General features: G+C 50.3%; 21 protein-coding genes, 1 tRNA gene and 1 pseudogene. 15 read left to right on the forward strand and 8 right to left on the reverse strand.

Annotated features, from left to right (window positions below):
• Positions 1–423 (reverse strand): glycosyltransferase (locus tag O71_RS12935; RefSeq protein ID WP_007657476.1); only part of this gene is annotated, 423 nt, incomplete at its 3' end.
• Positions 424–697: 274 nt separating this feature from the next.
• Between O71_RS12935 and tgt the strand changes: the two genes are divergently transcribed.
• The 4 genes from tgt to O71_RS27315 are packed head-to-tail and all read left to right on the forward strand — an operon-like array spanning position 698 to position 3,861.
• The gene (tgt, locus tag O71_RS12940; protein ID WP_007657477.1) at positions 698–1,828 is read left to right on the forward strand and encodes a tRNA guanosine(34) transglycosylase Tgt; all 1,131 of its coding nucleotides are present in this window, start codon (positions 698–700) and stop codon (positions 1,826–1,828) included.
• Positions 1,829–1,841: 13 nt separating this feature from the next.
• Complete coding sequence (locus O71_RS12945) at positions 1,842–2,918, forward strand: LptF/LptG family permease (protein WP_007657478.1); 1,077 nt, start codon at positions 1,842–1,844, stop codon at positions 2,916–2,918.
• Positions 2,918–3,304 carry an EamA family transporter gene (locus O71_RS27310; RefSeq protein WP_369750922.1) on the forward strand — a complete coding sequence of 129 codons (387 nt, stop codon included), beginning with the start codon at positions 2,918–2,920 and terminating at the stop codon, positions 3,302–3,304. The genes O71_RS12945 and O71_RS27310 overlap by 1 nt, the downstream gene beginning before the upstream one ends.
• A complete protein-coding gene (locus O71_RS27315; RefSeq protein ID WP_369750923.1) occupies positions 3,304–3,861 on the forward strand; it encodes a DMT family transporter in 558 nt (185 codons plus the stop codon). Before O71_RS27310 ends, O71_RS27315 begins: the two co-directional genes overlap by 1 nt.
• Here O71_RS27315 and ispE read toward each other — a convergent pair.
• From ispE to O71_RS26520, 3 genes are all read right to left on the reverse strand, one after another.
• Positions 3,817–4,623, reverse strand: a complete 807-nt coding sequence (ispE, locus tag O71_RS12955; RefSeq protein ID WP_040574261.1) for a 4-(cytidine 5'-diphospho)-2-C-methyl-D-erythritol kinase — start codon at positions 4,621–4,623, stop codon at positions 3,817–3,819. The genes O71_RS27315 and ispE overlap by 45 nt on opposite strands.
• A 103-nt stretch (positions 4,624–4,726) precedes the next feature.
• Entirely contained in the window at positions 4,727–5,449 is a 723-nt protein-coding gene (locus O71_RS26515) for a PLP-dependent aspartate aminotransferase family protein (RefSeq protein WP_007657480.1), read from the reverse strand.
• A 32-nt stretch (positions 5,450–5,481) separates the two neighbouring features.
• On the reverse strand, positions 5,482–5,859 hold the full coding sequence (locus O71_RS26520) for a PLP-dependent transferase (RefSeq protein WP_007657481.1): 378 nt from the start codon (positions 5,857–5,859) through the stop codon (positions 5,482–5,484).
• A gap of 145 nt (positions 5,860–6,004) precedes the next feature.
• Between O71_RS26520 and O71_RS12965 the strand changes: the two genes are divergently transcribed.
• The 4 genes from O71_RS12965 (at position 6,005) to O71_RS12980 (ending at position 9,833) form a co-directional block, all read left to right on the forward strand.
• Complete coding sequence (locus O71_RS12965; RefSeq protein WP_007657483.1) at positions 6,005–7,072, forward strand: flavin reductase family protein; 1,068 nt, start codon at positions 6,005–6,007, stop codon at positions 7,070–7,072.
• A gap of 211 nt (positions 7,073–7,283) precedes the next feature.
• Complete coding sequence (locus tag O71_RS12970; RefSeq protein ID WP_007657486.1) at positions 7,284–7,628, forward strand: hypothetical protein; 345 nt, start codon at positions 7,284–7,286, stop codon at positions 7,626–7,628.
• A 24-nt stretch (positions 7,629–7,652) separates the two neighbouring features.
• On the forward strand, positions 7,653–9,260 hold the full coding sequence (locus O71_RS12975) for a serine hydrolase (RefSeq protein ID WP_051017764.1): 1,608 nt from the start codon (positions 7,653–7,655) through the stop codon (positions 9,258–9,260).
• A gap of 30 nt (positions 9,261–9,290) precedes the next feature.
• The gene (locus O71_RS12980; RefSeq protein WP_007657489.1) at positions 9,291–9,833 is read left to right on the forward strand and encodes a hypothetical protein; all 543 of its coding nucleotides are present in this window, start codon (positions 9,291–9,293) and stop codon (positions 9,831–9,833) included.
• 99 nt (positions 9,834–9,932) lie between these two features.
• Here O71_RS12980 and atpC read toward each other — a convergent pair whose 3' ends face one another.
• Positions 9,933–10,178, reverse strand: coding sequence for an ATP synthase F1 subunit epsilon (gene atpC, locus O71_RS12985; protein ID WP_007657491.1), 246 nt, complete (start codon positions 10,176–10,178; stop codon positions 9,933–9,935).
• Positions 10,179–10,272: 94 nt separating this feature from the next.
• A pseudogene (gene atpD, locus O71_RS12990) lies at positions 10,273–11,777 on the reverse strand (F0F1 ATP synthase subunit beta).
• Positions 11,778–12,059: 282 nt separating this feature from the next.
• On the opposite strand from atpD, the gene O71_RS12995 reads away from it, so the two are divergent.
• On the forward strand, positions 12,060–14,570 hold the full coding sequence (locus tag O71_RS12995; RefSeq protein ID WP_007657498.1) for a DPP IV N-terminal domain-containing protein: 2,511 nt from the start codon (positions 12,060–12,062) through the stop codon (positions 14,568–14,570).
• A 101-nt stretch (positions 14,571–14,671) separates the two neighbouring features.
• Here the strand turns inward: O71_RS12995 and O71_RS13000 are convergent, their stop codons facing one another.
• Together O71_RS13000 and O71_RS23915 are read right to left on the reverse strand one after the other, a co-directional pair.
• A complete protein-coding gene (locus tag O71_RS13000) occupies positions 14,672–15,187 on the reverse strand; it encodes a hypothetical protein (RefSeq protein WP_007657499.1) in 516 nt (171 codons plus the stop codon).
• 355 nt (positions 15,188–15,542) lie between these two features.
• The gene (locus O71_RS23915; RefSeq protein WP_155800880.1) at positions 15,543–15,767 is read right to left on the reverse strand and encodes a hypothetical protein; all 225 of its coding nucleotides are present in this window, start codon (positions 15,765–15,767) and stop codon (positions 15,543–15,545) included.
• A 575-nt stretch (positions 15,768–16,342) separates the two neighbouring features.
• Between O71_RS23915 and O71_RS13010 the strand changes: the two genes are divergently transcribed.
• The 6 genes from O71_RS13010 to O71_RS26525 all read left to right on the forward strand — a co-directional run bounded on the left by O71_RS13010 (position 16,343) and on the right by O71_RS26525 (position 20,495).
• A tRNA-Gln gene (locus O71_RS13010) sits at positions 16,343–16,415 on the forward strand.
• A 161-nt stretch (positions 16,416–16,576) separates the two neighbouring features.
• Entirely contained in the window at positions 16,577–17,506 is a 930-nt protein-coding gene (locus O71_RS13015) for a ribose-phosphate pyrophosphokinase (protein WP_007657501.1), read from the forward strand.
• Between the two features lie 208 nt (positions 17,507–17,714).
• Entirely contained in the window at positions 17,715–18,302 is a 588-nt protein-coding gene (locus O71_RS13020) for a 50S ribosomal protein L25/general stress protein Ctc (RefSeq protein WP_007657508.1), read from the forward strand.
• 283 nt (positions 18,303–18,585) lie between these two features.
• On the forward strand, positions 18,586–19,149 hold the full coding sequence (gene pth / locus O71_RS13025; protein ID WP_040574263.1) for an aminoacyl-tRNA hydrolase: 564 nt from the start codon (positions 18,586–18,588) through the stop codon (positions 19,147–19,149).
• 72 nt (positions 19,150–19,221) lie between these two features.
• Entirely contained in the window at positions 19,222–20,403 is a 1,182-nt protein-coding gene (locus tag O71_RS13030) for an MFS transporter (protein WP_007657512.1), read from the forward strand.
• Entirely contained in the window at positions 20,373–20,495 is a 123-nt protein-coding gene (locus tag O71_RS26525; RefSeq protein ID WP_255345390.1) for a hypothetical protein, read from the forward strand. Before O71_RS13030 ends, O71_RS26525 begins: the two co-directional genes overlap by 31 nt.
• The last annotated feature ends 28 nt before the right edge of the window (positions 20,496–20,523 follow it).

A 20,523-nucleotide genomic window follows, 5' to 3' on the forward strand; every position in this document is an offset into this window, starting at 1 on the left:
GCGCTCGCTGCACGGTCTGCAGTCTGCGTCCGTGAACAGCATGTGTTCGTATCTGGCGGCGCGTATACCCAGCGCCAGGGCATATTTCTTCGGATTGAGGTACTCGGGTGTTTTCTTGATCGTGACCACTCTGAAGTTCGGGAATTGACGCTCGAGCTCATACACGTAAAATTCGGTATCGTCATCCGAACGATCATTTACCAGGATGATCTCAAACTCGGGGTACTGCTGGTCAAGCAGCATGGGCAGGAGCTCAAACAGATTGTCCTGCTCATTGTGAGCCGCCACGATCACCGAAACGGGCCGCAGGGTGTCCGGCTCCGGGTCGCTGTACCTGCTTAGGGGCAGGAAGTAGAACAAAGCATAGTATAGCTGCACCAGCACGCAAAAAGCCAGCACTGCCAGGAGTATAAGTGTAATCAAATCGTATGAATTGTTGATTGTTGGATTGTTAAATTGTGGTGCGTACCATACCTCAGACTCCGCATAACGCCACACCACCTTTAACAATCAAAAATAGGCATAATTAAGCCATTTAGGAACATCTGTGCGATTTAATAATTGTTTATGTTTGTGGCCCTGCGCTTCGTATCTTTGCAGATTATTTCGATAACCATTTAGCAAAAACCAGCAGCTCTTTGGCTGCTGCAACAGTTGGCTTGCTTCTTGTAGCATAGAGCGCTGACAATCACAGACCATGCAGTTTTCATTAGTAGCAAAAGATATACAGTCAAAGGCCCGTGCCGGGGTGGTGCAGACAGCGCACGGCGCCATCGAAACCCCGATCTTCATGCCCGTAGGTACGGCAGGCACCGTGAAAGCGGTTCACCAGCGCGAACTGAAAGAGGATATCAAGGCAGAGATCATTCTGGGCAATACATACCACCTCTACCTGCGTCCGGGCCTCAACATACTCGAGCAGGCTGGCGGCTTGCACAAGTTCAACGGCTGGGACCGCCCTATACTTACCGACAGCGGCGGCTATCAGGTATTCTCGCTGGCCGGCACCCGCAAGATCAAGGAAGAGGGCGTGAAGTTTAAGTCGCACATCGACGGCTCGGCCCTGGATTTCACTCCCGAGAACGTGATGGATACGCAACGCACCATCGGTGCCGACATCATCATGGCTTTTGACGAGTGCACGCCCTACCCTTGCGACTATACCTACGCCAAAAACTCAATGGAGCGCACGCACCGCTGGCTGCAGCGCTGCGTCGACCGTTTCGACAGTACGGAACCGAAATATGGTTATGACCAAACACTCTTCCCGATCGTGCAGGGCAGCACTTACAAGGACCTGCGGGTGCAGTCAGCTGAGACCATTGCCAGCTTTGGACGCGAAGGCAACGCCATTGGCGGCCTCTCAGTAGGCGAACCTGCTGAGATGATGTACGAGATGACCGAGATCGTGTGCGATATACTGCCAGCCGACAAGCCGCGCTACCTGATGGGTGTGGGCACGCCGGCTAATATCCTCGAAAACATTGCCTTGGGTGTAGATATGTTCGATTGCGTGCTGCCGACCCGCAACGCACGAAACGGCATGCTGTTCACGACACAGGGCATTATCAACATACGTAACCAGAAGTGGGCCACCGACCACAGCCCGATTGATGCGGAACTAGGCGGCTATGTAAGCACGTTCTACAGCAAGGCCTATCTTCGCCACCTGGTACACAGCGGCGAATACCTGGCCGGTCAGATCGCCAGTGTGCATAACCTGACGTTCTACCTCTGGCTGGTCAAGCAGGCCCGTCAGCACATCATCGCAGGCACTTTCCGCGACTGGAAAGATGTGATGGTGAAGAAACTAATGACAAGATTGTAACTGAAGCGCAGCATTGAAGCTAATTGACAAATACATCCTGAAGAAGTTCCTGACCACGTATGTGTTCACGGTGCTGATCATGGTCGCGGTGATTCTGGTGATTGACTTCACAGAGAAGAACGACGACTTCATCAAGCACAATGTGCCCATTTCAGAGATTATCTTCGACTACTACATTCACCTGATCCCATTCTATGCGAACATGCTGAGCCCGATTACGGTGTTCATCGCGACGGTGTTTGTAACCTCCAAGATGGCATCGCATACCGAGATTGTGGCCATTCTGAGCGGCGGTGTGAGCTTCAAGCGCTTCCTGGTGCCTTATCTGATCGGTGCGACAATTATCGGCGCTTTGATTTTTGGACTGATTGGTTGGGTAATTCCGAATTCTAACAAAGAGAGTGTGGCCTTTCAGGTGAAATATGTGAAGAGCCCCTTTACCTACGACAAACGCAACATTCACGTGAAGATAGCCCCTGATACTTATGTGTACATGGAAAGTTACAACGTCACGGCACATGTTGGGTATAACTTTGCCATTGAGGAAATAAAAGGTACCAACCTTAGCAAAAAACTAACGGCCAGCAGCGTGCAGTGGAACCCTGAGCGGCAAAAGTGGAGTGTAGACCGCTATACCCTGCGCACCTTTGACGGAGAGAACGAGAGCATCTACCACGGCGGGGCGCTGGACACGACACTCAACATGCGGCCCAAAGACTTTGAGAGCACCTACAAGTTGGAGCAGACCATGACCCTGCCGGAGCTCAACAGCTTTATACAAGAAAAGATCAACCGTGGCGCTGACGATATTGAAACCTACCTGATCGAGAAATACGAACGCTACAGCTATCCTTTTGCGATCATTATCCTGACTGTGATCGGGGTGATCGTGAGTGCCCGCAAGGCACGCGGTGGCGTCGGTATGCAGATCGCACTGGGCTTCTTCCTGGCCTTTGTATTCATTATTTTTGTGATCACGAGTCGCAGCCTGGCCCAGGTCGGTGACCTCGACCCAATGTATGCGGCCTGGGTGCCGAGTATCATATTCACAGGTATAGGGTTTCTTCTTTATCGTTATATTCCACGTTAATGCCGCGTCTCAAGGATTTTATCGAGCTCCATTTCATTGTATTGTTATGGGGCTTCACAGCCATACTTGGTAAACTGATCACCATTCCGGCAGTGGAATTGGTGTTCCTCCGCACACTGATTGCAGCACTGGCACTGGGCGCTATCATTTACCGTCGTAAGACGCAGTTCTGGCTGGGGCGCAATAACCTATTTATTATCATGGGAGTCGGGCTGATGATCTCCGCGCATTGGATCCTGTTTTTTGCCTCTGCACGTATCTCCTCCGTTTCACTTTGCCTGGTAGGTATGGCCACCTGTAGCCTTTGGACTGCCCTGCTGGAACCTGCCTTCACTAGCAAAAAACTCCAAAGTGACATGAAATCCTGCTGGGACTCATCACCCTGATGGGGCTTTACATCATCTTCCAGGCCGAAACAGAATTTGACAACATGCTGGGGATAGGTATGGCAGTGGGTTCTGCACTACTGGGCGCTATTTTTACCATCATCAATGCCCGTTTGGCCAAGAAGCATCCTTCCACTACCATCACGGCTTACGAAATGGCAGGCGCTTGCATTGGCACAGCACTGTTCTTTCCATTCTATGCCGATCTGTTCACAGAGACAGGTACGCTAAACTTTGCTATGAACAGCATGGACTGGGTATACCTCCTGCTGCTGGCAGTGGTGTGTACGGTGTATGCCTACACCGCATCAGTTAGGCTGATGCAGAAGATTTCGGCCTACACCGTAAACCTTACTGTGAACATGGAGCCGATTTACGGCATCCTGCTGGCGTGGATCATTTTCAACGAGAATGAACAGGTGACCTCCAACTTTTACATTGGAGCTACCATCATCCTGCTCAGTGTCTTCATCCACCCTGTGCTGGACACGTATACCGAGCGCCGCAAAAAGTTAAAGCAGGCCTTTCCAGAGAAGGTAGTGGCCGGGAAAGACTAGGTTGGCTGGCTCCTTCTTGAAAAGACCATAAATCGTCGATCCTGAGCCAGTCATGGAAGCATAGTCTGCGCCTGCGTTGTACAGTTGTTGCTTTATACCTGCCAACTCCGGATAGCTTGGGAAAAGCGCTTCTTCAAAATCATTTTTGAGTACTTCTTTCCATACCCCCACATCCTGCTTCAGGAACATCTCTATGCCGCAGCTCGGCTTTTTCGGGACGATGTTGCCGTAAGCCTCGGCAGTAGTAATGTGTATACCAGGGTATACCAACACACAGGTATAGCCATCCAGGTTTACGGATGTCGGCTTAAACACATCCCCTTTCTCTACTGCCACTACGGGCTCGTTCCGGATAAAGAAGGCACAGTCGCTCCCAAGTTGGCGAGCGTAATCTTCCAGCTTTGCAGGAGTCAGGTTAAGTTCGAAAAGGGAATTGAGCTGCTTCAGGGTAAAGGCCGCATCGGAGGAGCCGCCTCCAAGGCCCGCCCCCATCGGAATGACCTTGTGCAGGTGCATGTGCACCGGTGGTAACTGAAAGTCCTGCTGCAGCAGTTTATAGGCCTTCAGACACAGGTTGTTGTCGGGGTTGCCAGGCACAGGCAGTCCGCTCATGGTGAAGGTCAGTTCGTCTGCCTGCACAATCTCCAGCGCATCGCACCATCCCACGGGGTAGAAGCACGACTCCAGGTTATGAAATCCGTCAGGGCGCTTCTCCGTGACCAGCAAGCCCAGGTTTATTTTAGCATTCGGAAAATCCAGCATAGATATGGTCTTGATCATGTAAGGAGCTTGTCTCAGGATATACTTGTGCTTTTAGGCTCAGGTATACTTCCTTCCAGACTTTCTGACTCTTAAGCTCCCAAACTCATTTCATTTTCTCCAGCGCCTGCGCCAGGTCAGCCAGCAATTCTACGGTTTCCTCTATACCTACCGACAGGCGAATAACCCCAAGCGTGATGCCCAGTTTCTGCTGTTGCTCTGGGTTGAGGCTGCGGTGTGAGGTACGGAGCGGGTGGGATATGGAGCTGCTCACACCTGCTAGCGATGGGGCAAACGGAATATGCTGCAGCGCCTTCATGAAACTGTTAACTGTTTCCAGATCATCTTCGAGGCGGAAAGAAAGCATTCCTCCGAACATGCCGCACCCCTGCGCCTTGGACAGTTTGTGTTGCGGGTGCTGCGGTAGCCCCGGATACCATACCTGTTTCACCTTGGGGTGGCGGCTCAAAAACTCGGCTACTGCCAGTGCATTGAAGCAGTGCTGTTTCATGCGCACCTGCAGCGTTTTAAGACCACGTGCAGCCAGCCAGCTCTCAAAAGGGCTTAGGTTAAGGCCGTACACCCGCATGATCTGTTTACTGCGCTCCATGTCTTCTGCTTTGGCTGCTACCACAGCGCCCGCTGTCACGTCGCTGTGTCCTGACAGGTATTTGGTCACGCTATGAATCACCATGTCAGCACCGAGGTGCAGGGGCTTGGTGATGACCGGAGTGGCGAAAGTATTGTCGATTAGCAGCTTGATACCGGTGCGTTTGGTTTCGGCTGAGAGGCGCTGCAGGTCTACCACCTGTAGAAGCGGATTGCTCATAGTCTCAGCTAACAACAGCTTTGTATTTTCCTTTACATGCCCATCCAGGTATAGAGCTCCTGGCTCGGCACATAACTTACTGCTATCCCCATGCGGGTCAGTTCCTGCGACAGCAGGGCCGCTGAACCGCCGTAGATCTCCTCTGCGCACAGCAGGTGGTCGCCTGACTGACAATACGTAAGTACTGCCGTAAGTATAGCTGACATACCTGAGGATGTAGCTACTGCGCCCTCCCCTTCTTCCAGTTTGTTCACCTCCTCGGCCAGTTCATCAGAGTTGGGGTTCCCGTACCGGGAGTACATATACTTTTGGTCCGGCTGCTCAAAGTATAGCTCCAGGTCGTTCAAGTCTTCAAACGTGAAGACCGAAGTCTGGTAGATGGGCGTGGTTTTGGGGTGAATCTGTGCCATGGTCAGGTATAGCGTATTTCTTCGTTAAAGATAGGCAGGTTTTGGAAATAGACCGGCAAACCTGTTTATTTTTGAGGTGAGACAACGTGTTTACTTTCACCCAAGGCTGTCGGTCCCGTATAGCCAATAAGTTTCGAGAACAAAAATGACACACCCTGTACCTGACGATAACAGACATTACCGCAGCCTGATCATCCGCCATTTACAGGAGGAGGCGCCCGGCGTGAAGACCTTTGTGCTGGAGCCTGAGGATGGCAAGCCTCTTCCTTACAAAGCCGGCCAATACCTCACCCTGGTGCACCACAGCACGCACGGTGAAGTCCGTCGCTCCTACTCCATCACCTCCTCCCCTGCGCTGCAGGAGCCGCTTACCATCGGCGTCAAGCGCATTGAGAACGGCCTGTTCTCGCGTATGCTCATCGACAATGCCCGTGTCGGCGATAAGTTGATCACAACTGGGGCAGCTGGTCTGTTTACCTTGCCCGAAGAGAGCACAGAGTATAAGCAGCTTTTCTTCCTGGCAGCCGGCAGCGGCATCACACCCATTTATTCACTGCTCAAGACGCTGCTGCACGCCCGCCCGGATCTCTCGGCTGTGCTGTTTTACAGCAATAGCTTCCCGGAGAAAGCCATGTTCCTGAAGCCTCTCCAGCAGTTGACTACTGACTTCCCGGACAGGTTTCATACGGAGTTTCTGTTCAGCAATTCCCCAGACCTGAGCCGGGCACGATTGCACAAAGACCTGCTTCAGCGTTTTATAAGCTCACTTTCCAGGGTGCCGCATGGTGAGCTGCTTTTCTACATCTGTGGACCCGACAACTACATGCGCCTGATGTCTTTTGCGCTGCGTCAGTTCGGCATACCGGAGAGCAACATCCGCAAAGAGATTTTCAACACTGACATCCGAAAACCTGCCAAACTGATGCCACCTGACACGGCTGCCCATAATGTCACCCTGCATATCGGCGGCGGCACGCACCAGATCATTTCGCGCTATCCTAACAACATCCTCCAGAGTGCCCGTCAGGCTGGCATTCCCATGCCCTACAGCTGCGAAACCGGAAAGTGCGGTAGTTGCCTGGCCAGGGTGCTGAAGGGCAAGGTATGGATGTCGTACAACGAGGTACTCACGGAGCGGGACATCGAAAAAGGAATGACACTCACTTGTGTAGCCTTTCCGGTAGGCGGAGATGTAGAGCTGGAAATCATGTAGCTAAACTTTCCTGAATTCTACAATATCTTCTAAAAAGTGTAGTTTGTTTCATAAATCGAATTAAGATTTAACTATATTTAGACAGGCTTAGTCTGCTTGCCTTATACTGCTTTCGATTCAGAACCTGAAACATCATTAGGTAAAAAAACCTGGCAAATAGGCATCACAGGCTGGTTTATTCTCAAAACAGCATCAAACAACTGCACAAATAATGAAAACAATCACCGCTATTGCCGGCCTGGTGCTCTTATCCTTGTCAGCACAGGCACAGGATTTAAACCGTCCACAGCTCCGCTTGAAACCACTCAATAACCAACTTGAGTTAGATTACCTGGGTAAAGACTCCTCCACGAGCAAGCTCAATTCACTTGAGAAGCCAGGCAGCAGGTATAGCCTGTTTCCAAAGTCTACTCCCCAAAGCGCTGCCACAGCAAAAGACAGTGCCCCACAGTTCACCATGCCTATTCTGGTGCCTGACTCCACTATTCAGTTTCATATACTGGCCCTGAAACCCGACTCCACGGTAGCCTTCCCGATGCCTGTCAGAAAACCATAACTACATTAGCCGACTTTGATGATCATGAAAAAATCTACACCGATACTTTTTGTCTTTGCGCTCCTTTGGCTGAGCTCAGTTCTTCCCCTCCGCGCACAGTCTATTTCTTCACAGGACATCGATCAGGTGGTGGAACGGGCCATGACCGCCTTTCGGGTGCCAGGTATAGCCGTGACTGTGGTAAAGGATGGCAAAGTAGTGCACATGAAGGGCTACGGCGTAAACTCGATCAGCACCGGCGAAAAAACAAACGAGCATACCTTGTTCGGTGTAGCATCCAACACCAAGGCCTTCACGGCGGCATCGCTGGGTTTGCTGGTCGAAGAAGGCAAGATCAAATGGGACGATAAAGTGGTGAAGTATATACCAGAGTTCCGACTTTACAACGACTACGTGACAGAGGAGTTTACCATCCGGGACCTCCTCACCCACCGCAGCGGACTGGGCCTTGGAGCTGGCGACCTGATGATGTTCCCCGACGGCAACGACTTCACCGTGAACGACCTGATCCGCAACATACAATACCTGAGACCGGTATCCGATTTCAGGTCAAAGTATGACTATGACAACCTGCTTTACATCATAGCCGGAGAGGTAGTGGCTCGCGTGACAGGCAACAGCTGGTCAGAGTTTACGGAGAAGCGCATATTGCAGCCACTAGGTATGGCCCGCAGTGCAGCCAGCTACGAAAGGCTCCGCGACCTGAGCAATACCATCGAAGCCCATGCTGTGGTGGAAGGTAAGTTAAAAACAATTGACCGCTACAACCTGCCCTTTGGTGCCGCTGCCGGGGGTATGTACACCAGCGTGCATGACCTGAGCAAGTGGCTGATCATGCTGATGAATGATGGCAGGTATGGTAACGACCTCAAGCAGCGACTGCTCACACAAAAGGTAATCCGGGAGCAGTGGACGCCGCAAACCATTATACCTTACCATGGCAAAAGCCCTTTTAACACCCACTTCCGCTCTTACGGCCTGGGCTGGTTCCTGAGCGATGTTAAAGGACACAAAGAGGTAAGCCACACAGGCGGTCTGCCAGGTATGGTGAGCCAGGTAACGATGCTGCCGGAGCTCAATGTGGGCATCATCGTACTCACCAACCAGCAAAACGGGCAGGCTTTCCGCTCCATCACCAACACGATCAAGCAGGCTTACCTGGGTATGGAAGCACATGATTGGGTAGCGGAGCTGAAGCAAGAAGAGGATGAGTACATGGCGGAAGCGACTGCATACACCGACAAGATCTGGGGAGATGTAAACAAGGTGCTGAAAGAGAAGAAATCAAAAGTAGCTTTTGACAGTTACATAGGCACTTTCGAAGACAAGTGGTTCGGCCATGTGGAAATCTACAAGCAAAAGAACAAGCTGTACTTCAAATCACTCCGATCGCCGAGGCTGCAGGGTGAAATGCTCTACTACAAAGACAACACTTTTGTCGTGAAATGGACAGACCGTAGCTTCGAGGCCGATGCCTTTGTGGTGTATGTGCCCGACCAGGAAGGCAAGCTCTCTGGCATTAATATGAAAGCCGTCTCTCCGCTCACCGACTTCAGCTATGACTTCCACGACCTGGACTTCAAAAGAGTACAGGTTGTGCCGCAAAGCTCAGCAGCTCCAGTAAAAAAATAGGGGCAGCTATACCTTATACCAGCTATCACCATGACCGGAAAAAGTGTTTACCTGACCATTGGAGCTGCCTTCCTGCTTTGCTCCCATACCTATGCACAAGAGCAGGCTATCACTGAAGCCCCAGAAAGCTTCCGGAAGAACGCTATACTTGCGACTGTTGGTACTGTTGGACTGATGGGTGCTTACAACCTGCACTACGAACGGATGCTACTGTCAAGCAAGAAGAGTTCGCTACAGGGTTTGTGGGCAAAAGCTGGAATTGGTGGCTGGGGTGTCTGGTCATCGGGAGGACCCTACCAGTCGCTGATGCTTGGTACCATGACAGGAAAGAAGAATAGCCATTTTGAGCTCAATTTCGGGCTAGCCCGCATGGTCGATGAAAGTGCCTATGACAATGCAAGAGACATAAACGAATACCTTGGCGAGCCGCAGCCACCAAAATCAAATTACATCCATATCAGGGCTATTGGCACAGCGGGTTACAGGTTCCAAAAGCCTGCCAGCCGCTTCCTGTTCCGGTGTGGCGCCGGCTATCCTGAAACCTTATACCTTGGAATAGGTACAGCTTTTTGATTAAGCGGGCAATATCTCTACTGTGCCCCGAAGAAACCAAAAGCCCCTTCTGCTCTTGTCGAACAGAAGGGGCTTCTTTATGTTTTAGCGGGTGCTGTACTATTCGCTTACTGACTCAGCCAGTACAATGATCTTGTTGTTCAGCACTTCTACCACACCACCATCCACGTTGTAGAACGTTTGTCCTTGCGCGGTAGTGATACGGATTCTGCCATTTTCGAGGGTGCTGATAAGGGGAGCGTGCGAGTCCAGCACTTCGAACGAGCCGTTGGTGCCCGGAAACTGCGCGGCCTCAACCTCACCGGCAAAAACCTTCTTATCTGGTGTGATTATCTCTAAATACATCTTTATTAGTTAAGAGTTTAGAGTTAAGAGTTAAAAGTCACTGCTGGAAAACCAACCCTTAACTTTCAACTCTTAACTTTTAACTAATTATAAATTACTTAGCTTCGGCCATCATCTTCTCACCTTTCGCTACGGCGTCTTCAATGGTACCTACCAGGTTGAAGGCTGCCTCAGGCAGGTGATCGTACTTACCGTCCATGATCTCGTTGAAGCCACGGATGGTGTCTTTGATGTCTACAAGTACACCGGCAAGGCCAGTGAACTGCTCGGCTACATGGAAAGGCTGAGACAAGAAACGCTGCACACGGCGCGCTCTGTGTACCACCTGCTTATCTTCTTCAGAAAGTTCGTCCATACCAAGGATGGCGATGATGTCCTGAAGTTCTTTGTAACGCTGCAGAATCTCTTTCACGCGCTGTGCTGTACCGTAGTGGTCTTCACCCAGTACGTCGGCAGAAAGGATACGTGAAGTAGAGTCCAGTGGATCCACCGCAGGGTAGATACCAAGCTCGGCGATCTTACGGGAAAGTACTGTAGTAGCGTCCAAGTGAGCGAACGTTGTCGCTGGAGCCGGGTCAGTCAAGTCATCCGCAGGTACGTAAACGGCCTGTACAGATGTAATGGAACCACGCTTAGTTGACGTGATACGCTCCTGCATGGCACCCATCTCCGTTGCCAGCGTTGGCTGGTAACCTACCGCTGATGGCATACGACCAAGAAGGGCCGACACCTCAGAGCCCGCCTGCGTGAAGCGGAAGATGTTGTCGATGAAGAAAAGGATATCGCGACCAGCACCAGTGCCATCACCATCACGGAAGTTTTCAGCGATTGTAAGACCTGACAGGGCCACACGTGCACGCGCCCCAGGAGGCTCGTTCATCTGACCGAACACCAGCGTCGCCTGCGATTTCTCCAGTTCCGCCATGTCCACTTTAGACAGGTCCCATCCGCCAGCTTCCATTGAGTGCTTAAACTCTGCACCGTAACGGATAATGTCTGACTCCAGGAATTCACGAAGCAAGTCATTTCCTTCGCGGGTACGCTCACCTACACCGGCAAACACAGACAGACCTGAGTAGGCCTTGGCAATGTTGTTTACCAGCTCCATGATCAATACCGTTTTACCTACACCGGCACCACCAAACAGACCAATTTTACCACCTTTTACATAAGGGGCCAGCAGGTCAATTACTTTGATACCAGTATAAAGGATTTCAGAAGACGTTGCCAGTTCTTCGAAACGCGGCGCAGCGCGGTGAATTGGCAGACGGGTAGTAGTAGCAGGCTGAGGAATACCATCGATCGCCTCGCCAATTACGTTGAACAGACGACCATTGATAGCATCGCCAGTAGCATCGTGATTGGGCCACCCAGGTCAGTTACCTGTGCACCACGGGTAAGGCCTTCGCTGGAGTCCATCGCAATGGTACGTACACGATCTTCGCCAAGGTGCTGCTGCACCTCTAGCACGATACGTTGGCCGTTTTCTTTAATTACCTCAAGCGCATCGAGGATGTTTGGTAATTTTGCGTTTTCACCCGCAAAGCTAACGTCCACAACCGGACCGATAACCTGGGTAATTCTGCCAATATTCGCCATTTGACTTTTTATATTGATTAACTGTATAACGGAGTTATTTCAAGGCGCAAAACTAATGTATAAAAGGGACAATTCCACACAACACCCCAAAAAGTTTTAACTTACTCAAAATCAAATGGTAGCAGCCTGGGTACAAAACATAGCTGACCGCGTGTCAGTGAACTACCGCCTCCTCGCAATATTTTATACCAGGCCTTTAAACTTCCTGGCTAAGCCTTAGTCTATACCTACCGAGCGGCTTATACCTGTTCACCTGATCTATTCAACCAAACCAACCTTTTCATGAAGAAAATTTACCTTCTCGCTATGCTGCTGATAGCGGGCATCAGTGTACAGGCACAGCCGTCTGGTACGCCGACTAAGGGGAATTACCAGCTTGCTTCCCGCTTCTCACCCAAAAAGCTGGAGAAACTTATTTTCACCACTAACCTCGACCCGCACTGGCTCAAGAACTCCGACCGCTTCTGGTATGAGTACGAAACCAGCAATGGCAAGAACTGGTACATCGTAGATCCTGCCGCCAAGTCTAAAAAACTGCTTTTCGACAATGCTAAAGTAGCCTCTGCCGTGACCATGATCGTGCAGGACCCTTTTGATGCGCAGCACCTGCCTATTAAAAACCTGAAGTTCACTGAAGATGAAAAGAGTGTACAGTTTGAGATCAAGAGTTCGATCGACCAGGTGAAGAAAGACCGCCTCGACAAAAAAGCCGCTGACTCGCTGGAGAAAAAGACTTTTTACTTCCGCTATAACCTGGCTACCGGGCAGGTGGTGGAGCTGAAAGACTTTGAAAAGCCGAAGTCTAAGCCACGTTGGGCCTCTATCTCCCCTGACCAGCAAGTAGTGGTTTACGCCAAAGAGCACAACCTCTACTGGATGGATAAAGCGAACTATGAAAAGGCGCTGAAGAACGAGAAAGACTCCACCATTGTAGAGCACCAGCTCACCAAAGACGGCGTGGAGTACTATACCTATGGCGACTCTCGTGGCGAAACGAACGTGGAGCGCGAGAAGAACAAGAAGAACCGCAAGCCAGCCTTCATCCTGTGGTCACCGGACTCGAAGCAGTTTGCCATGGTTCGCACAGACGAGCGCAAGGTGAAAGACCTGTGGGTACTGCACCACACCGCTAATGGTCGCCCTGCACTGGAAACCTACAAGTACCAGATGCCAGGCGAGAAAGAAGCACCTAAAAGAGAGCTGCTGATCTTCGACTTTGCCAACAAAACGCAGAAACGCATCAACACGGCAGCCTTCAAAGACCAGGAATTGTCGCTGTGGCCTGCTCCTGCCCTGCAGAAGCAGCGTGACGATGAGCACCGCCCCAACCTGTGGCACGGCACCAAAGACAAGCTATACTTTACTAGAACCAGCCGCGACCTGAAAAAGATCGACGTATGTGAGCTGGACATCGCTTCAGGCAAAGTAACGCCTGTTATCGAAGAGCGCTTCAATACTTACATCGACATGAACCGCATCGGCTTGGTAAAGGGTGGCAACGAGATCATCCATTGGTCTGAGCGTGATGGCTGGGGACACTTCTATCTTTATGATGGCAAAGGCAACCTGAAAAACCGCATCACGAGCGGTTCTTTCCATGCAGAGGACCTGGTAGGTATAGACGAGAAAAACCGCGTGCTTTACTTCACAGCCAATGGTCGTGAAAACGGCGAAGACCCTTATCTGATGCACCTCTACCGCATCAATTTCGATGGCAGCGGCATGACACTTCTCAACAAAGGCAACTTTGACAACAGCATCAGTCTGAACGACAACAACACCTATTTTGTGAACACGGCTTCGCGCGTGAATACCGTACCTGTATCAGCGCTGTACGACACGAAAGGCCGCAAGGTGATGGATCTGGAGAAAGCCGACCTGAGCCGCCTGATGACAACTGGCTACAAATTCCCGGAGCCGTTCATGGTGAAGGCAGATGATGGCATTACCGACATTTATGGTGTGATGTACAAGCCATTTGACTTTGACTCAACCAAGACCTACCCGATTATCGCTTACGTATACCCAGGCCCGCAGACAGAGGCCGTGAACAAGTCATTCGGCCGCAGCATGGACCGCATCGACCGCCTGGCGCAGCTGGGCTTTGTGGTAGTCACTGTAGGTAACCGCGGTGGTCATCCGGCCCGCTCTAAGTGGTACCACACCTTCGGCTACGGCAACCTGCGTGACTACGGTCTGGCTGACAAGAAAGCCGCTATTGAGCAGTTGGGCGACCGCCACCGTTTCATCGACATCGACCGTGTAGGTATAACTGGTCACTCCGGTGGTGGCTTTATGTCTACGGCGGCTATGCTGGTATACCCTGACTTCTTTAAAGTAGCGGTATCGGGAGCAGGTAACCACGAAAACAACATCTACAACCGCTGGTGGAGTGAAAAGCACCACGGCGTGAAAGAGGTGGTTTCGCCTAAAGGTGACACGACCTTCGTGTATGCCATCGAGAAAAACCCGGACCTGGCTCAAAACCTGAAGGGACACCTGATGCTGGCAACTGGCGACGTGGACAACAATGTGCACCCTGCAGGCACCATCCGTATGGCCAATGCGCTGATCAAAGCCAACAAGCGCTTCGATTTTGTGCTGCTGCCGGGCCAACGCCACGGCTTCGGCGACATGACCGAGTATTTCTTCTGGATGATGGGAGACTACTTCACCAAGCACCTGTTAGGCGACTTCTCGCAGCCAGTAGATATCAAGGAGATTAACCGTGAGATTGAAAACGTGGGCAACAAGCGACGAAATGGATTTCTAGCAGCCCCTGACGAAGAGTAGAGCACAAACCCTGAAACACAGAACAGCCGCAGCGAGATGATTCTCACTGCGGCTGTTTCTTTATAAAGCTATACCTGCGACAGGTACAGCATTATACCTGACTAAAGATCGATCCTCAACACCCAGCGCCCCTGTTCCATAATAGTGAAGCGCACTTCGCGGTCGTAGGTGGCAGTACCCATTTGATTAGATGCCCTGAACCGGACGGTGCCTTCGAAGGGAATCACCATGTTTTCGAAACCTACAAAATTCTGTGAAGCCAATTGATTTCCGCTGCTGCCAGCTAATTGCACGTCTTCTAGGTTACGCAACACACGGCCTGACTGCATTACAATGACATCAATCATATTGCCCTCCGCGCTTTGCTTGGACAATGAGGCCCGCTGTACATCCCGTTTGTAAGAGATCCTGGTCTTTTTAACAGTCGGGGCTTTCTTTTTCATTTTTGGGTCATCCTCCCGCACATAGGCCACCTTCGTAGAGTCTTGCCCTTTCACAATAGTATCCTGAGAGGAGACCATCAATTCAGAAACATTAAAAGAAGCACCCTCTCCCTTAAACGGAGCAGGTCCGGCACCACGTACGGCTTCCATACCTATAGCGGCACATAGTAACATGGGTAAAAGATAAACCTGTTTCATAGCAATGACTTAAAATGAACCACAGTTAATAACTGTGAACATAATACTTAAACGCATCATTACCAATAAGTAAGGTCATTATTTAGCAGACGGAGGTATACCTGTTGCAAACGCCCCTAAAAAGCCATCTCCGCCATGCGCAGCTTGCTAACAAACAGTGCATGGCGGAGATGGCCTGGTATTTTTAGAGTGTTTCTTAAATTTTAAAGAATCTGAGCCCAGATGGCCCGGAATAAGCGGAAGGCTAAAAATTTAAACATAATTGTAAGCGTAATCTTGTTTAATTGTTCTAAAGACAAACTCCTTATTCGTCAAAAGCACTACAAATGTTTCAGCATCTCGATCTGCTCGTCATTGAGCAGGATGTAGCGGTTGTTAAAAGGTTGGCAAAGAACTTCTCTGCTATCACATATTCGCCCGAATTCAGTTTATGGATATTATAACTGAAAAGGCTGTTGGAACGCTCAATGATCAGCTCAGTGCGGCTAAGGTCAAGCTCACGTCCGCAGGTAGTGGTAATGATGTCAGTATTGACCGTCATGGTAGATGAATACATAATTGGAAGATTTAGCAAGGTTCTTTACGCAGGACTTGCCAGTTGGTGACACGCAAGGACCATAAAATCAGTTATATTTATCCACATTGACACCCATCGCTTTAAGCTATACCTTATTTGTCATGACAAGGAGTGCTTGAACTTAATAGAGTACCTGCCGCATCTCAGGGCGCTGCTTTGCTTGTTTCGCCCTGCATCTGCTATACCTTAAGTCCTGAATCCGGCAATGGGACTAAAAAACATCAGCTCCTGAAATTTTTTTTTAGCCTGCGCCAGCGCTGCCCCACAGCTCAGGACCGGGCAAAGAAGTTGGTCAAATCTGGCAAAGAGCCACAGAATAAGACTGTGAATTTCACTCAATTAAGCACCGAATCAGCTCCTGTTCGCTCCTACCAAAGCAAACTTTTGGATGGCAAAAGTGTAGCCAAAAAGTACTAGGACAAGGCGCTAAAGCAGATTTTGGACTATATTTTTCAAAAAAATTTGAGGCAAATGTTTGCAGTTTAAAATAGCCTGCCTATCTTTGCATCACTGAACGACGAAGGGGCTTCCACCCTGAAATCTAGTAGGTAGCTTGTCCGATGGTGTAACTGGCAACACGTCTGATTTTGGTTCAGAAGAGTCCAGGTTCGAAACCTGGTCGGACAACTTAAAAAGGCAACCCACAGCGATGCGGGTTGCCTTTTTTGCTTTACACCCTCCTGCCTAACTAATTAAAAATCAGAAATATCAAGTAGCATATCTGCGGAATTTCGTAGCTTTGCAGGCATAATAACCTAAACCAAACCCTTCAAACATTTAGCATTATTATGCCACAGGTAAAAATTTTTGCTGGCTCCGCCTCCAAGTACTTAGCTGAAAAAATCGCAGCCGCTTACGGTACGCAACTCGGCGACCTTGAGCTTTTACGTTTTAGTGACGGGGAGATGGCACCACACTTCAATGAATCCGTTCGCGGTGCAGAAGTATTTCTGGTGCAGTCCACGTTTCCGCCAGCCGACAACCTGATGGAGCTTATGCTGATGGTAGATGCCGCCAAGCGTGCCTCAGCCCACAAAGTGATCGTGGTAATGCCTTACTACGGTTATGCCCGCCAGGATCGCAAAGACAAGCCCCGTGTTTCCATCGGCTCAAAAGTGCTGGCCAACGCCATCCAGTCAGTAGGTGCTGACCGCCTGATGACATGCGACCTGCACGCCGGCCAGATCCAGGGCTTCTTCGATATTCCGGTAGATCATCTGGATGGTTCTGCCATCTTCGTGCCTTACCTGCGCAGCCTCAACCTTGGAAACGACCTCATCTTCGCTTCTCCTGACGTGGGGGGTGTGGTAAGAACAAGAGCCTTTGCCAAAAACTTCGGTGCTGAAATGGTTGTCTGCGACAAACACCGCAAACGCGCTAACGAGATCGCCTCGATGCAGGTGATCGGTGACGTGGAAGGTATGGACGTGGTACTCGTGGATGACATGGTAGACACTGCCGGCACAATCACACAGGCAGCTAAACTCCTGAAAGACAAAGGTGCCAAGACGGTTCGCGCTATCGCCACGCACCCGGTACTGTCAGGACCGGCTTACGAGCGTATCGAGAACTCCGTACTGGAAGAACTTGTGGTTTCCGATACCATTCCATTGCGCCAGGATTGCTCCAAGATCAAAGTGCTTTCGTTCTCTGAGCTGTTTGCCCGCGCCATCAACAACGTAGTGACACACGAGTCTATCAGCTCGCTGTTTATATAAGTTGAATTTTTAATTGCTGGTTGTTAATTGTTGTTTCTCAGCAATTGATGACCAGCGTTGATAATAATAATAAAGTAGTCTGCAAAGGTGACTGAATGCCTGCCTGTTAGGTTAATTGTACAATTCAAGAAAAAAACAATTAACAATTTAACAATAAGCAATTAAATCCATACCTTTGTGCCTTCAAAAATTTAACAAATTCATTTTTATGAAAACTTTAGAGATTATAGGGTTTAAAAGAGCAAATCTCGGTAAAGCACAGACGAAAGAGCTGCGCAATGAGTCTTATGTACCAGGTGTGTTGTATGGCGGCACTGAGCAAGTTCACTTCTACGCCCCAGCTATCCTGTTCAGAGACTTAGTTTATTCTCCAGAAGTATACGAAGTTGATCTGAATATCGAAGGCACGCACTACAGAGCGATCCTTCAGGACGTACAGTTCCACCCAGTAAACGAAATGCTGCTTCACGTTGACTTCCTGCAACTGCAAGAAGACAAAGAAGTAAAAATCGACGTTCCTGTTAAGTTCGTTGGTAACTCTCCTGGTGTAATGGTAGGTGGTAAGCTTGTGACTAAGCTGCGTAAGCTGAAAATCAAGGCGCTTCCAGCTAACCTTCCGGATTATATCGAGGTGAACATCTCTGACCTGGAGCTTGGCAAGTCTATCAAAGTAAGCAAGATTGCGAAAGGTGACTACGAGATCCTGACCAACCCACTTGCTCCGGTAGCAACTGTTACGATTCCACGTGCTCTTAAGAGCGCACAGGCTGAAGAAGCTCGCGGCGGTAAGAAATAATTACTGTTGCTTCAAAAGCATTCAAGATCCTGTCCTGCTCCGAGCAGGGCAGGATTTTTTGTTTCTCCTAAATGGCTAAATGGTTTAATTGCTAAATTGTCGCCCGCTACATCAGAAATACGGTTCATATCCTATCACCTTGGTGCACAGGCGTAAATTGGGTTTCCAGAATTTAAAACTGTAGCATTTAACAATTTAACCATTGAGCAATTCACCTATTACAAAGCTAAAACAATGGCTGGGCCTTAAACAAGAGGCGGCAGCGAGCATTGAAGATACAAGTATGAAATACCTGATCGTGGGCCTTGGCAATATCGGCCCGGAATACGCGGAGACGCGTCACAATATCGGTTTTATGGTGCTGGACTACCTGGCGCAGAAATTTGATGCAAAGTTTGACACAGGTCGCCACTCATTCGTGACTGAGATCAAGAGCAAGGGCCGCACCTATGTGCTGGTGAAACCCACTACTTACATGAACCTGAGCGGCAAAGCCGTAAGCCACTGGCTCAGCAGCCTGAAATTGACACCGGATCAGATGATGGTGATCACCGACGATATTGCCCTGCCCTTTGGGAAGCTGCGCATCCGCGCCAAAGGCAGTGCAGGCGGGCACAATGGCTTGAAGCACATTGAGCAGACCCTGGGCCACAACAACTACCCGCGCCTGCGCTTCGGCGTTGGCGATACCTTCCACAAAGGCAAGCAGGTAGACTATGTGCTCAGCAACTTCAGCGAAGACGAAAAGATCGACCTGCCGGGCATTATTGAAAAAGCAGCTGAGTCCGTGATCGCTTTTGGCAGCATCGGACTGGAGCGTACCATGAACCAGTTTAATACAAAGTAAGAACAGGCTCCTGACGGGGCCATCCTATACCTGACAGAAATACTTAGCAACCCGCGCACAGCGGCCACAACTATGAAACGCCTGTTCCTCTTATACCGCAATGCTTTCGGAGGCCTCTCCCGCCCTGCCTGGATGATGTCGCTGGTGATGTTCATCAACCGGAGCGGGGCCATGGTAACGCCATTCCTGGCTGTATACCTGACCGAGGTGCTGGACTATTCGCTCAAAGAGGCCGGTATGATACTGAGTATCTATGGGCTTGGCTCAGTGTGCGGTTCCTTCCTGGGCGGCTGGCTCACAGATCGGGTGGGTCACTTCAAGGTACAGTTTCTGAGCCTGACGGTTGGGGGCAGCTTATACTTCCTGTTGCTTAACCTGAGGCAGTTTGAGTACATGGCGGCCGGAGTGTTCATACTGAGTCTGGTAAACGACACCCTGCGCCCGGCGAACTCAGTTTCTATCTCCTATTACGCCCGACCTGAGAATGTAACACGAGCTTTCTCGCTCAACCGGATGGCCCTTAACCTGGGCTTTTCCATTGGTCCGGCCTTGGGAGGTTTTCTGGCGGCTATCTCCTATCGGTGGCTGTTTATAGCGGATGGCATCACGTGTATTTCGGCGGGCATCTTCTTCTTTTTCTACTTCAGGAACCAGCAGGGTCATCGTCCGCAGCCGAAGCAGAAGAAGGCTGAACAAACCGAAAAGGCTATACCTGCCGAACGCTCGCCTTACCGGGACGTGCCTTTCCTGCTGTTCACAGTTTTGTGCTGTAGCTTCGCCGCCATCTTCTTTCAGTTTATTACTACCCTGCCCCTTTACTACCGGCAGGTATACCAATTATCTGAAACAGGCATAGGCAGTTTGCTGGCGTTCAACGGCTTCATCGTATTTATGCTGGAGATGATCGCCGTATACCTGATCGGTGACAAAGTACGCAAATCAGTGCTGATCGTGACTGGTATGCTGATGCTGGGTTTCTCGTTTATACTGCTGAATATGAACATGGAAGTAAGCACGCTGTACGTGGCTATGTTCTTATTGAGCCTGTCCGAGATACTGGCGATGCCATTTATGGCCACTATCACGGTGGAGCGCTCTACGGAGAATAACCGGGGATCTTATATGGGGCTGTATACCATCTCGTACGCTGCTGCGCATGTGGTAGCACCATACCTGGGCACCACTATTGCCTCGAAGTACGGCTTTGACACCTGTGGTGGAGTGTGGGCGGATTGGCTGTTATCACGGCTGTAGGCTTCTACTTCGTTGTGCAGTACATGGAGCGGGAGCGGCTTCGCAAACAACCAGTTGTGGCTTCCGGAGAAGCAGGTGTGATGGTAGGATAAAGCACCCCGGTACTTTTATAAAGCAAAA

The sequence above is a fragment of the Pontibacter sp. BAB1700 genome (genome assembly GCF_000277005.1).
In the GTDB taxonomy this organism is placed as follows: domain Bacteria; phylum Bacteroidota; class Bacteroidia; order Cytophagales; family Hymenobacteraceae; genus Pontibacter; species Pontibacter lucknowensis.

Excerpts from the sequence above, each read along its gene's own strand:
- tgt (WP_007657477.1), top strand. The coding sequence starts at position 698 with ATGCAGTTTTCATTAGTAGCAAAAGATATACAGTCAAAGGCCCGTGCC.
- O71_RS27310 (WP_369750922.1), top strand. The coding sequence starts at position 2,918 with ATGCCGCGTCTCAAGGATTTTATCGAGCTCCATTTCATTGTATTGTTA.
- O71_RS27315 (WP_369750923.1), top strand. The coding sequence starts at position 3,304 with ATGGGGCTTTACATCATCTTCCAGGCCGAAACAGAATTTGACAACATG.
- ispE (WP_040574261.1), bottom strand. The coding sequence starts at position 4,623 with ATGCTGGATTTTCCGAATGCTAAAATAAACCTGGGCTTGCTGGTCACG.
- O71_RS26515 (WP_007657480.1), bottom strand. The coding sequence starts at position 5,449 with ATGAGCAATCCGCTTCTACAGGTGGTAGACCTGCAGCGCCTCTCAGCC.
- O71_RS26520 (WP_007657481.1), bottom strand. The coding sequence starts at position 5,859 with ATGGCACAGATTCACCCCAAAACCACGCCCATCTACCAGACTTCGGTC.
- O71_RS12965 (WP_007657483.1), top strand. The coding sequence starts at position 6,005 with ATGACACACCCTGTACCTGACGATAACAGACATTACCGCAGCCTGATC.
- O71_RS12970 (WP_007657486.1), top strand. The coding sequence starts at position 7,284 with ATGAAAACAATCACCGCTATTGCCGGCCTGGTGCTCTTATCCTTGTCA.
- O71_RS12975 (WP_051017764.1), top strand. The coding sequence starts at position 7,653 with ATGAAAAAATCTACACCGATACTTTTTGTCTTTGCGCTCCTTTGGCTG.
- O71_RS12980 (WP_007657489.1), top strand. The coding sequence starts at position 9,291 with ATGACCGGAAAAAGTGTTTACCTGACCATTGGAGCTGCCTTCCTGCTT.
- atpC (WP_007657491.1), bottom strand. The coding sequence starts at position 10,178 with ATGTATTTAGAGATAATCACACCAGATAAGAAGGTTTTTGCCGGTGAG.
- O71_RS12995 (WP_007657498.1), top strand. The coding sequence starts at position 12,060 with ATGAAGAAAATTTACCTTCTCGCTATGCTGCTGATAGCGGGCATCAGT.
- O71_RS13000 (WP_007657499.1), bottom strand. The coding sequence starts at position 15,187 with ATGTTACTATGTGCCGCTATAGGTATGGAAGCCGTACGTGGTGCCGGA.
- O71_RS23915 (WP_155800880.1), bottom strand. The coding sequence starts at position 15,767 with ATGTATTCATCTACCATGACGGTCAATACTGACATCATTACCACTACC.
- O71_RS13015 (WP_007657501.1), top strand. The coding sequence starts at position 16,577 with ATGCCACAGGTAAAAATTTTTGCTGGCTCCGCCTCCAAGTACTTAGCT.
- O71_RS13020 (WP_007657508.1), top strand. The coding sequence starts at position 17,715 with ATGAAAACTTTAGAGATTATAGGGTTTAAAAGAGCAAATCTCGGTAAA.
- pth (WP_040574263.1), top strand. The coding sequence starts at position 18,586 with ATGAAATACCTGATCGTGGGCCTTGGCAATATCGGCCCGGAATACGCG.
- O71_RS13030 (WP_007657512.1), top strand. The coding sequence starts at position 19,222 with ATGAAACGCCTGTTCCTCTTATACCGCAATGCTTTCGGAGGCCTCTCC.